General features: G+C 64.6%; 10 protein-coding genes and 1 pseudogene. 4 read left to right on the forward strand and 7 right to left on the reverse strand.

The features are described 5' to 3' along the window. The first annotated feature begins 66 nt into the window (after positions 1-66). A complete protein-coding gene (locus SVXhr_RS02810; RefSeq protein WP_275739233.1) occupies positions 67-423 on the forward strand; it encodes a hypothetical protein in 357 nt (118 codons plus the stop codon). Positions 424-443: 20 nt separating this feature from the next. Here the strand turns inward: SVXhr_RS02810 and SVXhr_RS02815 are convergent. Both SVXhr_RS02815 and SVXhr_RS02820 read right to left on the reverse strand, forming a co-directional pair. Then, a pseudogene (locus SVXhr_RS02815) lies at positions 444-738 on the reverse strand (universal stress protein). Positions 739-812: 74 nt separating this feature from the next. Next, complete coding sequence (locus tag SVXhr_RS02820) at positions 813-1,862, reverse strand: glycosyltransferase family 4 protein (protein ID WP_275739235.1); 1,050 nt, start codon at positions 1,860-1,862, stop codon at positions 813-815. Positions 1,863-2,009: 147 nt separating this feature from the next. Here SVXhr_RS02820 and malQ point away from each other — a divergent pair, with 147 nt between their 5' ends. Next, entirely contained in the window at positions 2,010-3,539 is a 1,530-nt protein-coding gene (gene malQ / locus SVXhr_RS02825) for a 4-alpha-glucanotransferase (RefSeq protein ID WP_275739237.1), read from the forward strand. Between the two features lie 34 nt (positions 3,540-3,573). Here the strand turns inward: malQ and SVXhr_RS02830 are convergent, their stop codons facing one another. From SVXhr_RS02830 to SVXhr_RS02840, 3 genes are all read right to left on the reverse strand, one after another. Beyond that, positions 3,574-4,581: an NDP-sugar synthase gene (locus SVXhr_RS02830; RefSeq protein WP_275739239.1), complete on the reverse strand. Its 1,008-nt coding sequence runs from the start codon at positions 4,579-4,581 to the stop codon at positions 3,574-3,576. A 325-nt stretch (positions 4,582-4,906) separates the two neighbouring features. Next, the gene (locus SVXhr_RS02835; protein WP_275739241.1) at positions 4,907-5,689 is read right to left on the reverse strand and encodes a hypothetical protein; all 783 of its coding nucleotides are present in this window, start codon (positions 5,687-5,689) and stop codon (positions 4,907-4,909) included. Positions 5,690-5,970: 281 nt separating this feature from the next. Further along, entirely contained in the window at positions 5,971-8,169 is a 2,199-nt protein-coding gene (locus SVXhr_RS02840; protein WP_275739243.1) for a glycoside hydrolase family 3 N-terminal domain-containing protein, read from the reverse strand. Between the two features lie 242 nt (positions 8,170-8,411). On the opposite strand from SVXhr_RS02840, the gene SVXhr_RS02845 reads away from it, so the two are divergent. After that, positions 8,412-11,162, forward strand: a complete 2,751-nt coding sequence (locus SVXhr_RS02845; protein WP_275739245.1) for a cellobiose phosphorylase — start codon at positions 8,412-8,414, stop codon at positions 11,160-11,162. A gap of 33 nt (positions 11,163-11,195) precedes the next feature. Beyond that, the gene (locus tag SVXhr_RS02850; protein WP_275739247.1) at positions 11,196-14,429 is read left to right on the forward strand and encodes a hypothetical protein; all 3,234 of its coding nucleotides are present in this window, start codon (positions 11,196-11,198) and stop codon (positions 14,427-14,429) included. A gap of 21 nt (positions 14,430-14,450) precedes the next feature. On the opposite strand, the gene SVXhr_RS02855 is transcribed toward SVXhr_RS02850, so the two are convergent. Both SVXhr_RS02855 and SVXhr_RS02860 read right to left on the reverse strand, forming a co-directional pair. Then, positions 14,451-15,626: an MFS transporter gene (locus SVXhr_RS02855; protein WP_275739249.1), complete on the reverse strand. Its 1,176-nt coding sequence runs from the start codon at positions 15,624-15,626 to the stop codon at positions 14,451-14,453. Between the two features lie 200 nt (positions 15,627-15,826). Further along, complete coding sequence (locus SVXhr_RS02860) at positions 15,827-16,108, reverse strand: DUF2795 domain-containing protein (protein WP_275739251.1); 282 nt, start codon at positions 16,106-16,108, stop codon at positions 15,827-15,829. Positions 16,109-16,518 lie beyond the last annotated feature (410 nt).

The raw sequence follows: 16,518 nt of genomic DNA on the forward strand, positions 1-16,518 counted from the left end.
GGTGGTGACAGACACTGCCTTCCACCCGTCAGAACGCTTAAGTCCGGACTCGACGGACATGTACCCATGGGTTCAGGTGCGTCATCGGGTGGGTCAACCGCGGAGACGCCCGTCAGTGTCACGACCGAGATCGAGGACGGTCGAACGATCGTGACTGTCTCGGGGGCTCGGAACGTCATCGTCGTCGTCAACTCCGCGTCCGGCGAGCGCGTTTATCTGCCGCCCGGCGAGACTAACGACGCGGGTGAATCGAGTCCATATCGTCCGACGGACAGCAGCGATAGCCCCTACGAAGGAATAGCGGACGACAGTCCCTACGGCTCGCGCCCCCAGCCGGACGCCACCCTCGGCGTCAATCCAACGGCCAACGGGTTTCGCCTAGTCCATCCCGAACCCGCCGATGACGTTCGATTTCTTCGGTGACGACTCCCCGTTGAGGCGATTCAGCGAACGACCGTCACCGGGACCGGTGCCTCACTGACCACGCTGGTCGCCACTGTCCCGAGCAGGCGGCGGCCTGTGTCTGTGCCGCTTCGATCACCCGCGCTGCCCTGGCTTGGGCCTCGTCGATCCGTTCATCTTCGGTCGGCATCACGCGGGCTTCACTCATCCCCGCATCGAGCGGCGTGATCACGTTCAGGACAGTAATCGGGCACTCGAATACGCCAGGGCGTGTTCGAGTGCCGCTTGCGCCAGCGTCGAGCCGTCGAGCGCCACGAGAACGTGCGATGGAGCCACGATCCGCTCTTTGTTCCGGATGGCCTCGTCCGCTCCGTCGATACGTGGTCTTTCACCGTTCGGACCGACGACCGCTACGCGTCGAGGATATCGTGATAGAACTCGACGTGCTCGTCGGCGACGGTGTCCCAGGTCCGCTCCTCGTAGGCGGGGAGGGGGCCGGCGTCGAGCGCGCGTCTGATTCCGTTCGCGATCGAACGGGAGTTCGGTTCGACCTCGACGATACACCCCTCGGGCAGGATCTCGGCCGCCCCCGACTCGCAGGCGACGACCCGGGTCCCGACCGAGAGGGATTCGACGATGGTGATACCGAAGGGCTCCGACAGCGACGGCGAGACGAAGACATCCGCACTCGCGTAGTAATCACCCAGTTCGGCCTCGGGTACGTAGCCGACGAACTCGACCATCGCCTCGATCCCCAGGATCTCGACGAAGCGCTTGAGGCGATCGGTCAAGTGCCCGGTGCCGCCGATGACGAGGGTGACCTCCTCGGCGTCGAGTCGGTCAAGCGCGTAGACGAGATGTTCGATCCCCTTCTGGTGGGTATGTCGCCCCACGAAAAATAGCATCTGTCCGTCGATTCCCAGCTCGGCGGCGATATCGCGGCCGGTCGTCTCGACCGAGGAGAAGCCGTTGTAGATCACCTGCGGGTCGCCGTCGTACTGTTCGCGGACTGACCGACGGAGGACCTCGCTCACGGCGATGAGGTGATCCGCCCCCTCGACGATGCGCTGTTCGGTCCGAACTTCCCGATCAGGGGGATTTCGATTTCGGTCGGACGTCAGTGAATGAAACGTCGTCACCCACTCGACGTCGTGGGTACTCGCGGCCCGGGACGCCGGTCCGTAGCCGAACCAGTCGTGAGTGTGGACGATGTCGGCGTCAGCGGCGCGGTCGGCGAACTCGCCTGCGAGTCGGTTGATCCGATCCGCGACGTCGCCCTCACCTGTCGGGACGCCGTGGATCCCGTCGCGATCCGGCGCGTACTCGGCCGGCAGCACGAGTTCGATCTCGACATCGTCGCGGGGTTGGAACTGCTCGAACAGTTCCCCGACCGCCGTGTCGAGACCGCCGCTCACGTTCGGCGGGAACCCCCAGCCGAGCATCAGCACCTTCGGTACCATTCGTTGTGAATGGTTGCGGTGGCGGTTACTTCACTGTTCGCTTCACCGAAACGGAATGTTCGGCCGAACCCCGGCCGGATTTTCGACGCCTGCCTCTCCCGGGCTGGATAGGGTGTCCGGCCCCCGCCACCCTAAATAGTCAGGGAGATGACAGTCACCGACTTCTTGGTGTGGGCCTTCGAACCGTCGGTCATGTTCGATCGGCAAAGCGGTGTGTTCCTGCATCTCACCTCACTCCCCGGCCCGCACGGCATCGGCGACCTCGGTGCTGGTGCCCGGACGTTTCTGGACGTGCTTGAGCGCGCCGAACAGTCGCTGTGGCAGTTCTGTCCCGTAACGCCGACGGTGGGGGTGCACGGCCACTCGCCATACGCTTCGCCGTCGGCGTTCGCCGGGAACCCGCTGCTCGTCGACCTGACCGCCCTCGTCGATCGCGGCTGGCTTGGGGCGAAAGCGCTCGAAGATCCGCCGGCCGATCCCCACACGGTTCACTACGACGACGTGGCTGCTTTCAAGCGTGACCGGCTCCGCATGGCTTTCGAAGGGTTCGAGGCGAACGCAGGCGAGGATGCGCGGGCGGCCTTCGACGCGTTCCGGGAGCGCGAATCGACGTGGCTCGAAGAGTACACCGTGTTCGCGGCGCTGAAAGCGGCCCACGACGGGGCACCCTGGGTCGAGTGGCCGGCCGACCTCGCCGGACGCGACGCTGGGGCACTCGCCGCCGCGCGCGAGAACCACGCCGACGCGATCCGGTATCACGCTTTCGTCCAGTGGATCTTCGACGAGCAGTGGCGTGACCTCCGGGCCGCGGCCGATGAGCGCGGTATCTCGCTGGTCGGCGACCTCCCGATCTACGTCGCCTGGGACTCGGCGGACGTCTGGGCGAACCCGGACGCATTCGAACTCGACGAGGCGGGACAGCCGACTGCGGTGGCGGGCGTGCCGCCGAACCCCGGCGACGACGGCCAGCGGTGGGGCAACCCGGTTTACGACTGGGAGACACTCCGGGCCGACGAGTACGGCTGGTGGCGGCATCGACTGGATCGGCTGCTCTCGCTGGTGGACATCGCCCGGATCGACCACTTCAAGGCCTTCGACGAGTACTGGGCGATCCCGGCGAACGCCGATGATCCGGCAGCCGGCGAGTGGCAACCCGGTCCCGGCGCGGACTTCTTCGAGACAGTCCGTGCAGAACTGGGTGAGTTGCCGTTCATCGTCGAGGACCTGGGCTTTCTCGACGAACGTATGGTCTCCCTCCGGGATCAATTCGAGTTCCCTGGTATGCGCGTGCCTCACTACGCCGACTGGTGTCAGGAAGGCCATCGCTACAAGCCGACCGTCTACCCGGAGAACTGCGTCGCCTATACGTCGACCCACGACACGGACACCGCCGTCGGCTTTTACGAGGACCTTCCGGCCGACCAGCGCGAGTGCCTGGAGTACGCACTGGCGACCGACGGCGAGGGGATCGCCTGGGACCTGATCGAGGCCGTCTGGCACTCCGAGGCGACACTGGCGCTGACAACCGTTCCGGACCTTCTCGAACGGGACAGCGAGGCGCGACTGAACCGCCCCGGGACCGACGAGGGCAACTGGACGTGGCGGGTGAGTGCCGACGAACTCGACGGGGATTTCGTCGACCGCCTGGCGTCGATCACCCGGACGGCTCTCCGCTAGTTCGGCACTCGCTCACATTTTCGCCCCGACCCGATCACTCCGAGTCGCGGTGCTGTTCCCACACCCAGGGGTCGGGTGGCGTCTGGGTGAGTGAGGTGTGGGCCCCGATCTGGGCGTTCGAGAGGTTGACGTCTTCGAGCTCGGTTTCCTCGTCGATGAGCGAGGAGATGATCCGGCAGCGTTCGAGGGATGCGTCCGGGAAGACGACCGACTGTTCGAGTTTCGAGTTGACGACCGTCGCGCCCTCCATGACGTGGACGTTCTCCCCGAGGTCCGACCCCTCGACCGTCGCGTCGGGATGGACGAGCGTCCCACCGTCGAGATACCACGCGACGGCGTCGAGATAGCCCTCCGGCGTCCCGATGTCGAACCATGCCCCCTCGAAGGGGAACGCGTACACCGGTTCGCGCTCGATGAGCCACTGAATGAACCAACCGGGTTCGTCGGGATTGTTATCGCCCGAGAGATACGTATCGAAGAGTCCCACCGTCTCGGCGGGGAAGGCATAGCACGCGATCGAGACGAGGGTGCTCGCCGGGTCGTCGGGTTTCTCCTGGAACGCGACGACGCGGTCGTCCTCGACGTCGATCACGCCGTACTGGGTTGCGCTCTCCAGGTCGCCGACGTCGTAGGCGGCCAGCGTCGGCCCGTCGTTGGCCTCGAAGGCGTCGACGAACGCCGAGATGTCGAAGCTGATCAGGTTGTCCCCGGCGATCACCAGCGTGTCGCTGTCGATGCCCTCGCGCTCGACCAGTTCGCCAAGCGCCCCGACGACGCCGAACTTCTCGTCCTCCGCGCGGGCTTCCTCGACGGAGACGCGTGGCTTCTCGAAGGGCGAGTCGGCCAGGTGGTTGCGGAACTCCTCGGCGAACTCCTCGTTGGTCGAGACGTAGACGTCCTCGATGCGGTCGTCGGCTTCGAGTTCCCGGAAGATGCGATCGATCACCGTCGTGTCGCCGATCGGCAGGAACATCTTCGGCCGGTTGCGGGTGATCGGCCACAGTCGTGTCGCGAACCCACCGGCAAGTACAACGGCATCCATGGATTGACAGATGGTGTCAATCCACTTTGGTGTGCCGGTGACCGCAACGCTTGTTCGAGCGTCGAGTCCGGCTTACGCTTCGAGCTCGAATCGACCGGTATCGACGAGGTCGTCGTCGGTCCAATAGAACAAATCGGGTTTGTGGATCGCATCCGTCGCCATCGCTAATTTGGCTCGGCTCCCGCATTACTGTTCCAAAGTCGATATTTTGGCCGCGGCTGTCGATGAAGTAACGCAGACACTGTACCGGGAATTGACCTTCAGCTACTGCACAAGAGCGCGGATTTTTAGTCCGGTGACCGACCGGATGATTCAGTTTGAATACCTAATCGGGATCAAACCTCACTTCTAGACCTCCGTACTCTCCGTTAGGATCAGATATTTGCACCCATGCAACTGGGCTTGCGACTCCTACTTCCCAATTGTCCACTCCCTCGGGCCCACTGACCTGTCCCATGGCAGTATAATGGCCAAGTACCTCATCTTCACTGTCTGTTGTTTCTGCTTTACGCACTACTGGCACGTCTTGCTCTATATATGAGTAGCCAGAATCTTCACCTTCTACATATACTATTTCAGATATGTTAAATGAATAGTTAAAACTTTCATCTCCTCTTATTTTCCTAACTACCGCGCGCCTGGCCCCCGATGCTAAAAGATCTCCTTCTACCACCTCCGAATTGTGCTTATCATTGTCCCCGCTACCGTTTATTCCCCCACTCGCCACTGTATTCAGGTCGAATTGCACGGCCGAGCCAGACTCTTGGTGGACCGCAATAATTTCACCGATTTCATGGGGTAGCCAATATCGGTCTTCATTGTTTTCAGAGACTTTTCCGTAGACCTGATTGTCTACGACAGTGACCCCGTCGTCGCTATCTATATCCAGCCCTTTCGGACTGCTATCCCAGCATGTCCCTACGTCGTTGGCCGTACCTGCGTTTGGAAGTATAATATCATATTCCCAACTGCTGCTGGTGGAGGCCACCAGCACTTCACCGGGCAGAGTTTCTACATCACTGTCACAATATTCGGTAGAATTCACTTCTTTACCGGCCAGCGTCTCTACTTCAGCTTCGGTTGCCGCTCCAGTACCGGTCGCAGCCATTCCACCAGCGATTCCGACCGCACCGAGAGCAGCTGATCGGAGGAACTGTCGTCGACTGGGTTTTCTCTCTCTCATAATCCATTTTGGATGTCCTGGCCCATTATTATAATATTTTTCTATATGATTCTGATATTTCGTCTTCGGTGTAACTAACAATCTCGTCCATACCTTTCTCCCCAATTAGCAGGAGCCGACTGGGCTGATGACAGGCCACCGGCGTCAGGAGATAACTGTCCCGTGGGTCGTCGCCGGCCGCAACGACACTGGTCCCCTCGATACCCCTATTCTCGGAGTTCGAACCGCGCGGTGTCGACGATATCGTCGGCGGCCTGGCCGACCATGAGATCGAATTCGCCGGGTTCGGCCGCCCACTCCTCGTCGGCGGTCCAGAACGCCAGGTCACCCTCGTCGATTTCGACCGTCACGGCCGCCGACTCGCCGGGTTCCAGATCGACGGTCTCGAAGCCAACTAACTCTTTGCGTGGTCGCGACCGGCTCCCCACGAGATCGTGGACGTACAGCTGGACGACGTCGCGGCCGGCGACATCGCCGGTGTTCTCGACCGTGACGGTCGCCTCGAGCGTCTCGCCGGACGAGAGCGCGTCCGAGGAGAGGCTCAGATCGGTGTAGGCGAAGTCCGTGTAGCTTTCACCGTGGCCGAAGGCGTACAGCGGCTCGTTGGGCACGTCGAGGTACTTCGAGGCGTAGTCTCTCACGCCCTCTCCCGGCGGCCGGCCCGTCGGCAGGCGGTCGTGGGCGACCGGGATCTGGCCCTCGTTGTAGGGGAAGCTCATCGGCAGATGGCCGCCCGGGACGGCCTCTCCGAACAGCGCTTCGGCGACGGCCGGGCCGCCCTCGACGCCGGGGTGCCAGACGTCGAGGATCGCCGGCACCGACTCGGCCAGCCACTCGATCGCGAGCGGCCGGCCGTTCATGAGCACGGCCACGACGGGCGTGTCGGTCGCTCCGAGTGCCTCGATCAGTCGCCGCTGGTCGCCCGGCAGGTCGATCTGACTCCGGCTCGCGGCTTCGCCCGTGATGTCGGCCGGCTCGCCAACCACGGCGACAGCCACGTCGGCGTCGGCCGCCGCGTCGACCGCCGCCTCGATTGATTCGTCCGTCACCTCGCCAGGGAGGCTATACCCCGGCGCGTACGGGACCTCGCGATCGAGGAATGATTCGAGTCCGTCCCGGATCGTGATGACGTCCTCGGGTCGCCCCTCGAAACTCCAGGCTCCGAGGGCGTCCTCGGCGCTGTCGGCCAGCGCGCCGATCACGGCGACGTCGTCGGCCGGGTCGAGCGGGAGCCGATCGTCCTCGTTTTCCAGCAGGACGAAGGACTGCCGGGCGGCCTCGCGGGCGGCGTCACGGTGCTCGTCGGCGAGCATCGCCTCCTCGCGACGGTGTTCGTCGAAGTACCGGTAGGGATCCTCGAAGAGACCAAGCAGACCCTTGACGGTCAAAACACGCCGGACGGCGTCGTCGAGTCGGGCTTCGCTTACGTCCCCGTCGCGGACGAGGTCGGCGAGTTCGTCGATGACGACTTCGCTTGCCATGTCGATGTCGGAGCCAGCCTGGATCGCCTTGCGTGCGGCCTCTCGGCGGTCACCCGCGGTCCCGTGCTGGATCTGCTCGCGGAAGGACGCCCAGTCCGAGACAACCAGCCCGGAGAAGTCCCACTCGCCTTTGAGAATTCCGTCGACGAGCGATTCGCTGCCGCTCGCCGGAATCCGCTCGTGGACGTTGAAGGCGTTCATCAGCGATCCGACGCCTTCCTCGACGCTGGCCGCGAACGGCGGCAGGTGGCGCTCGCGCAGGGCCGTCTCCGAGACGTTGACGGTGTTGTACTCCCGGCCGCCCTCGACAGCGCCGTAGCCGGCGAAGTGTTTCGCACAGGCGAGGATAGTGTCCGACTTGCGCAGATCCTCGCCCTGGAAGCCCCGGACGCGCGCCCTGGCGAAGGCACTCCCGAGTACCGGGCTCTCGCCGGCCCCCTCCATGACACGGCCCCACCGTGGGTCACGCGAGACGTCGACCATCGGCGCGAACGTCCAGTTGTGCCCGTCGGCGCTGGCCTCCGTGGCGGCGATTCGTTCGGCTCGCTCCGCCAGGTCGGGATTCCAGGAAGCGGCCTGTGCCAGCGGCGTCGGGAAGACGGTTCGGTACCCATGGATCACGTCGTAGCCGATCAGGAGAGGGATCCCGAGGCGACTCTCCTCGACGGCGCGTTCCTGCAGCCGGCGTTTCGTCTCGAGGTCGCTGACGTTCAACAGCGACCCGACCTCGCCGTCGGCGACTGCCCCCTCGAGTTCGTCACTCTCGTCTTCAGTCCCCGTGATGAAGTGTACGGAACGCTGATTGAGTTGGCCGACTTTCTCCTCGACGGTCATCGCTTCGAGTAGCGACTCGACGTGTTCGTCGATCTCCGCCCGGCGGTCGTCGTCGACGTACTGACCGAGCCGTTCGTCCGAGAGTTGCATGCTACTGATCACTATCTCCCGTGCCCATTTAATCTTTGCAGAATAATTTCATCCCAAAAGCAGCCACGATGCTTGAAGCCGGCCCGGTCAGCCGCTGAACCCCTTGGTCATCCGAAAAATATACGTTCATCAATACATCATATATCCGTTAAGTTGTGGGCGACACATCTGTCATCAAATACCTGCTGTCCCGGGGAAACGCGTTAGAAAGTTATTCAAGTCCCGTTTCCGTCATTTGATGTATGGCGAAGCGACACTTACATGATATCGATACGAGCGTCGATCCCTGGGAGTTCGTCGACGACGTGGGGACGTTTCGACTGGACGACCCCCAGCGGTCGAGTTACCTGTATTTCCCGCTGGTCAACGAGGCGGGCATCATGTCGGCGATCACGCCGACGCTCCACGGCGACGTCAACGCGAGCCAACACGAGTTCCTGACGCCACCGACCGCCGTCGAGGACCTCCACAACAAGCGCTCTGCCCGGAACTTCTGGGTGTACGAACACGGCGAGGGACCGTGGTCGGCCGCCGGCAACAGCGCCACACAGATTCCCGAAGAACGCCCCGGCGGCGCGGAGTCCGTCTCGATGGAGGGCGGCCTGCTGTATCACGAGATCACCCGCGAGAACGACGAACGCGGATTGCGTGCCGAGATCACCAACTTCGCGCCGGTGCGGCCCGACATGGTCGAACTCATGCGCGTGGCCATCACGAACACCGACGATGACGCGAAGACGATCACGCCGACGGCTGCCGTCCCCATCTACGGTCGCTCTGCGGACAACGTCCGGGACCACCGCCACGTAACGTCGCTGCTTCAGGAGACCTGGACCGAGGAGTACGGCGTCCTCGTGCGTCCGACCCTCTCCTTCGACGAGCGGGGCCACACGCGAAACGAGACGACCTACGGTGTCCTCGGCACGGAAGCCGACGGGACGGCCCCCGAGAGCTTCTACCCCGTCGTCGAGGACTTCATCGGCGAGGGGGGCAACCTCGAGTGGCCCGAGGCCGTCGTCGAGGACCTCGAGGGCGTCTCAGCCGGCACCGAGGTCGACGGCTACGAGAGTCTCGGCGGCCTCCGCTTCGAGACGACGGAACTCGAACCCGGTGAAACCGCCGAGTACGTCGTCATGCAGACTATCTGGGCGGACGACCCCGACCCCGCAACCCTGGTCGAGCGCTATGGCTCCAGCGAGGCCGTCGCCGAGGAACTCGCCGCCTGTCAGGATCACTGGCGCGAGAAATCCAGCGCCGTCGAGTTCGACACCGGCGACGACACCTTCGATCAGTGGATGCGGTGGGTCACCCTCCAGCCCGTCTTCCGTCGCCTCTTTGGCAACTCCTTCCTGCCCTATCACGACTACGGCCGCGGCGGCCGTGGCTGGCGCGATCTCTGGCAGGACATCCTCTCGCTGTTGCTGACTGAACCCGACAACGTCACCGACCTGCTGTACAGTAACTTCGCGGGCGTGCGCTTCGACGGGTCGAATGCGACGATCATCGGCGACGAACCGGGCGAGTTCACCGCCGACCGGAACAACATCCCTCGCGTCTGGATGGACCACGGTGCCTGGCCGTGGCTGACGACCCGCTTCTACCTGGATCTCAGCGGCGACCTACAGTTCCTGCTGCGCGACCAGCAATACTACAAGGACCTCCACGTCGATCGGGCCAGCGAGCAGGACGAGGCGTGGTCGCCCGAAGACGGCACCGAACTCTACACCGACGACGGCGACGTCTACGAGGGCACCGTTTTGGAGCACCTCCTCGTCCAGCACCTCACGCAGTTCTTCAACGTCGGCGAGCACAACGTGATGCGCTTAGAGGACGCCGACTGGAACGACGCCATGGACATGGCCCCCGAACGCGGCGAGAGCGTCGCGTTCACCGCGCTGTACGCCTGGAACCTGCGGGACATGAGCGACGTCCTCGAGACGCTGCAGGCCGAACTCGGCGTCGAGGAGATCGAGATCGCCCGGGAGATGCAGACCTTGCTCGATACGCTCTCCGAGCCGGTCGACTACGACGAACCCGAGGCAAAGCAGGCGCAACTCGACGTGTACCTCGACACCTGGGAGCGGACGGTCTCCGGCGAGAAAACCACCGTCGCGATCGACGACCTGGCGGCCGACCTGGAAGACAAGGCCGAGTGGCTCTACGAGCAGCTGCGCGACCAGGAGTTCATCGAGAACGAAGACGGCCACCAGTGGTTCAACGGCTACTACGACGACAGCGGCCGGCGCGTCGAGGGCGATCACGACAACGGCGTCCGGATGACCCTGACCGGCCAGGTCTTCACGCTGATGGGCGGGGTTGCGACCGACGACCAGGCCGACGCCATCGTCGAGGCCGCCGACGAGTACCTCTACGAGCCGAAGATGCGGGGCTACCGCCTGAACACCGACTTCGACGAACTCAAGACTGACCTCGGGCGTGGCTTCGGCTTCGCGTTCGGGCACAAGGAGAACGGCGCGATGTTCAGCCACATGGCCGTCATGTACGCAAACGCCCTGTACCGCCGCGGGAAGGTCGAGGCCGGCCACAGGGTCCTCTCGGGCATCTACGAGCAGAGCACGGACTTCGAAGTCAGCCGGATCTACCCTGGCATCCCGGAGTACTTCAGCGAGCGCGGCCGCGGGATGTATACCTTCCTGACTGGCTCGGGGAGCTGGCTGCTGTTGACGACCGTCACCGAGGTCTTCGGCGTGAAGGGCCGACTCGGCGACCTGCGCCTCGAACCCAAACTCCTGGCCGAGCAGTTCGAGGACGGCGAAGCGGCGGTGACCTGCCAGTTCGCCGACCGCCGACTCGACGTGACCTACCACAACCCTGACGCCGCCGACGTCGACGACTACGAGATCACTGAGGTCACGCTGAACGGGGATCGCGTCGAGTTCGAACGCACCGACGACGGCGTCGTGATCGACCGCGACGTCATGACTGGTCTGGACAGCGAGGCCGTCCACGACGTCGACGTCACGCTCGAATAGGGATCGACGGTCAGACACCACCTACACACAACCATGGACCGACATTCATTCGACGACCGCGACCGTTTCGTCATCACCGACTACGCCGACCGCGACCCCTTCGCCAGCTTCCTGCCCGGCATCGCCGGCGAGATGGGCATCCCGCTGTGGGTCCTGTACGTCAATCGCGGGCAGGCCATCACCAGCATGGGCGTCGGGGACAAGGACGGCGCGATCACCGAGTTCCTGCCGGCGAACAAGGCCTACCGACAGACCCACGAGGTGGGATTCCGGACGTTCCTCGACGTCGATGGGACGTTCTACGAACCCTTCGCACCTGACTCCGATGGCGACCGCCAGATGCACGTCGGCGCGAACGAACTCGAGATCGTCGAGACTCACGACGAATACGGCCTGGAAACGACGGTCCGGTATTTCACCGTGACCGAAGAACCGTTCGCCGGACTCGTCCGGGACGTCACGATCGAGAACGTCGGCGCGGAGCCGACCGACCTCTCGGTGCTCGACGGCCTCCCCGTCGTCGTTCCCGCCGGCGTCGAGGACGCCGAACTCAAGAACGTCTCCCGGACTGCCGAAGCCTGGATGGCCGTCAAACATCTCGACTCGGGCTTTCCCTTCTATCAGGCCAACCCGACGATGGGCGAGGACGCGACGCTCGAAGCAGTCGAGGGCGGGCACTTCTACACGGCTGTCAGCGACGGCGAACGCCTCGATCCATTCGTCGATCCGGACGTCGTCTTCGGACAGGACACCGCTCTGGAGCGCCCCGACCCGTTCCTCGAAGGCGGCCTCGACGCGCTCACAGAGGCCGACCAGATCACGGTCGGCCGGACGCCGTGTGGCTTCTTTGGCACCGAGCAGACGCTCGAACCGGGCGAATCCCTCTCGCTCGATGCCCTCGTCGGCCACGCGGCCGACCACGAAGGCGCACTCGAGCACGCCGATCGGCTCGACGCCGACTTCGTCGACGAGCAGCGCGAGCGCGCGAACGACCTCGCCCGGGATCTGACGGACCACGTCGCCGTCGAGACCGCCGACGACACCTTCGACGCCTACACCCGCCAGACGTTCTTCGACAACGTCCTCCGTGGCGGGTGGCCGGTCCTGCTCGGCGAGGACGACGATATCGTCCAGCACGTCTACTCCCGCAAACACGGCGACCTCGAACGCGACTACAACGACTTCTACGTCGCCCCCGAGTTCTACTCCCAGGGCAACGGCAACTTCCGTGACGTCCTCCAGAACCGCCGGGAGGACGTCTGGCTCAAACCCGGCGTCGAGGACTTCAACGTCGTCTCCTACATGAACCTCCTCCAGGCCGACGGCTACAACCCGCTGGTGCTGGAAGGTAATCGCTTCTTCGTCGAACCCGACGATCGCGAGGCGATCCTCGAGCTGGTCGAGGGTCCGGACGCCGTCGAAGAGACGCTCGAAGACGCGTTCACCCCTGGTGGACTTCTCACCGCCGCGATCGTCGAGGACGGCGGGCTGACGGTCGAGCCCGACGAGTTCCTCTCGGTCGCCCTCGAGCAGGCGACCCGGCACTTCGAAACCGCCTTCGGGGACGGCTACTGGGTCGACCACTGGACGTACAACCTCGATTCCATCGAGAAGTACCTCGACATCTACCCCGACCGCAAAGCCGACCTCTTCTTCGGCCGCGAGGAGTACACCTTCCAGGACACCCACGTCAAGGTCCGCCCACGGACGCTGAAGTACGTCGAGATCGACGGCGCGGTCCGGCAGGCGAATCCGCTCGAATTCGACGACGAGAAGCGCGAACTCATCGAGTCCCGTGACGCCCGGCCGTTCGCGGTCCGGACCGACGACGGGCATGGCGAGGTCTTCGAGACGAACCTCCTCGGGAAGCTGACCACCCTCGGGCTGGTGAAGTTCGCGACGATGGACCCGCAAGGCATGGGCATCGAGATGGAAGCCGGCAACCCCGGCTGGGACGACGCGATGGCCGGGCTGCCGTCGATCTTCGGCTCGTCGATGCCCGAGACGTACGAACTCTCACGGCTGCTCGCGATGGTCCGGGACGCCATCGACGACGCTCCCGAAGACGTCGACAGTCTCACACTCCCCGTCGAGATCTACGACCTGCTGGAGGCGGTCCGTGAAGCCCTTTCGTGGTACCGCGAGACCGACCGCGCCGAGCGCGATCACGCCTACTGGGACCGCGTCGCGACCGCCCGCGAACAGTACCGCGACCGCGTCCACTGGGGCTTCGACGGCGAGACCGTCGACGTCACGCTGTCCGAACTCGACGACGCACTCGCGGCCTTCGAGGCGAAAGTCGAGCAGGGCATCGCTCGTGCCAAGGACCGCAACGACGGCGAGGTCCCGACGTACTTCCGCTTCCACGTCGAGGAATACAGCGAACGCGAGGTCGGTGACGTTCCGGAAGACCTCGACCACGCCGGTCCGTTCGTCGAGGTCGAATCCTTCGAACCCGAGGCTCTCCCGCTGTTCCTCGAGGGTCCGGTCCGGGCACTCAAGAGCGGTGCCGAGGCCGACAACGCCGCGGCCATCTACGAACAGGTCCAGGATAGCGGGCTCTACGACGAGAAACTCGGCATGTACAAGGTCAACGCCGACCTCTCGGGCCAACCGTTCGACATCGGCCGCGCCCGCACGTTCACGCCGGGGTGGCTCGAGAACGAGTCCATCTGGCTCCACATGGAGTACAAGTACCTCAAGGCGCTGCTCCGGGCCGGCCTCTACGAGGAGTTCTTCGCGGACTTCCGTGACGCGGCAATCCCGTTCCAGGACCCCGAGCAGTACGGCCGCAGTCCGCTGGAGAACTCGTCGTTTCTCGTCTCCAGCGATCACCCCGACGAGTCGCTGCACGGCCGCGGGTTCGTCGCCCGGCTGACCGGCTCGACCGTGGAGTTCCTCAGCATGCTCCATCACATGCTGTTCGGCGAGCAGCCCTTCGCGCTCGAGGACGGCGAACTCACGCTGACGCTCGATCCGAAACTCCCTGCCTGGCTGTTCGACGACGGCCGGCTCACGGGCACGTTCCTGGGTGAGACTACCGTCGAGTATCGCAACCCTGCGAACGAAAACACGTTCGGCGACGGCGTCTCTCCGGCGAGCGTGACCGTCGAATTTGCCGACGACGAGGGACACAGTCCCTCGGACAGCCGGACGGCGTCCGGCGACGGCGAGACCGTCGAGATCGACGGCGCGACGATCGGCGAGCCGTACAGCCGACGGATTCGCGACGGCGAGGCCGAGCAAATCATCGTCGAACTGCGCTGAGACCGATTGGCTGGCCCCGACTCAAGCGTCCGCGGCCCACGGCTGTCCGTCAGCCATCCGATAGACGCTTCTCGCCGCCACCAGCGCGATCGCGATCTCGAGTCCGCCGGCGGTCAGGAACGCCGCGAGAAAGCCGTAGCGATCGGTGACGACGCCGCCGACGAGAAAGCCCGAGAGCATGCCGAGGCTGCCGAAGACGTTGAACCCGCCCATGGCCGCGCCGCGCTCGCTCGCCGGGACCAGGTCAGTCACGAGCGCCATCGTCGCCGGGGCGACCGCCGCCCCGCAGACGCCGACGACGACCATCAACGCCGCCGCGAGGACGAACACCGGCGCGAGGCCGACGGCGATGATCGTGACGCCGTAAAGAAGCGACCCGACGACCACCGGGACAAACCGACCGACTCGATCCGAGAACTGTCCCATGTGGTACTGCAGGGCCGCGAAGGGCAGGAAGAACAGCGCCAGCGTCACGCCTGCCACTGCCGGCCCAACGTCGAAGGCATCGGTGAAGTACGCGACGCCAGTGAGCGCGAAGAAGCCGGCCGTCAGGCGATCGATGAACCCGAACGCGTAGGGCACGAACAGCGCCGGCCGACCGCGTAGCCGATCGAGAAGCGGTGCGAGTTCGATGCTACCCTCGGGCGTCCGATCCGGGACCGTCGCCGCGAGCAGCGCTGCGCCGCCCAGGACGGCCGCACCGGCGTACAGTGGGCCCAGCGGGTCAACCGTGGACAGCAAGCCGCCAGTGGTCGATCCCAGCGCCGCACCGAACCCGATCGCGGCACCGGCAGCCCCCATGTTCCGCCCGTGGCCGCCCGTGAGGTCCATCAACTTCGTGATCGACAGCGAGAATGCGCCGATGGTGAACGCACCGCCGAGGACCCGTAGCGCCAGCACACCGCCGAAAGCCACGCCGAAGTCCGGGGCGAACGCCACGGCGAGGTAGCTGGCCGCGCCGCCCGCAGCGCCGGCGACGACCAGCGGCGTCCGTCGGCCGATGGCGTCGCTCGCCAGGCCCCACACGACCGCGACGGTGACGAACGCGCCGAACTCGGCGACCAGAAACCACGTCCGGGCCAGGATGGAGCTACCACCCCCTAAAGCGCGGACGACCTCCTCCAGGCCGGGATAGAGCAACACCTGCGAGACCAGTACCGCCCAGACGACGACCGCGAGACGCGTCCGCTCGGTCATAGGCGGTGTCCGGGTAACTGCCATCCGTCGTCGCGCTGCCCAGCACCGCTATCCGGGGCCGTCACAGCGGGCCAATCAGCCAGCACCCTCATCACCTGACTGGATGGGTCCGCCACGTTTCAATGGTCGGCCTCAACTCTTCCGGCGACGTGCCCGCCCCCACTCTTCCCCCCGTCGGACCGCGTCCGGGATCGATCGCGCTACAGCGACACTGGCTCGTACCACTCGGCGTCCGGGAGCGGTGGGTCACGATCGCTGTAGTACTTCCGGCCGATCGCCCCCTCGCTGACCGACGACAGCACCGTCTGGCGTGCCTCCCGCTGGCTCCGGAGCGTTCCGGCCTCACACCGATCGATGGCCTCGCCGACCGTCTCCTTGCCGGTCTGCAACGCCAGTACGTGATCCCCGCAATGCTCGACGACGTCCGCACACTTCGCCGGATATGACACGTCTTCGAGGGCTTGTTCGATATTGAGGTACATCACGACCCCGTTATGCGGGCGCGTTAATTGATACCATGCCATTATATAGTGGCCCTTTATATGTTCGTGTGACAGGACGGGTTCAACTACCCGGATCGGCCAGTGGGGATCGGCCTGTCCGCCGGGACGAACTGCACAGGTGGCCGTCATCCGGCGGCTGTTTGGTGTCTCTCCGCTGGTGGTCTTGCGATCCGCGCCAAGCGATGTCGTCCTGCGTGTGCGATCCGCGGATTGCCGAGTGACGGGCGTTGTCAGAGGGTGAAAAGCGCTTACAGGCCATCGACGCCCCAAAACAATCCACTCGTTTAACAGGCCTTTCCGTGCACTGTCGAAATGGGCCGGGACGCCCCCGTCCCCGGCCAGGAGAGGTCCCGGAGCTGTCTGGATCTCCATGTACGGTGTCGCCAACG

Origin of the sequence: Halorhabdus sp. SVX81 (assembly GCF_029207715.1) — an archaeon.
Taxonomy (GTDB): Archaea; Halobacteriota; Halobacteria; order Halobacteriales; family Haloarculaceae; genus Halorhabdus.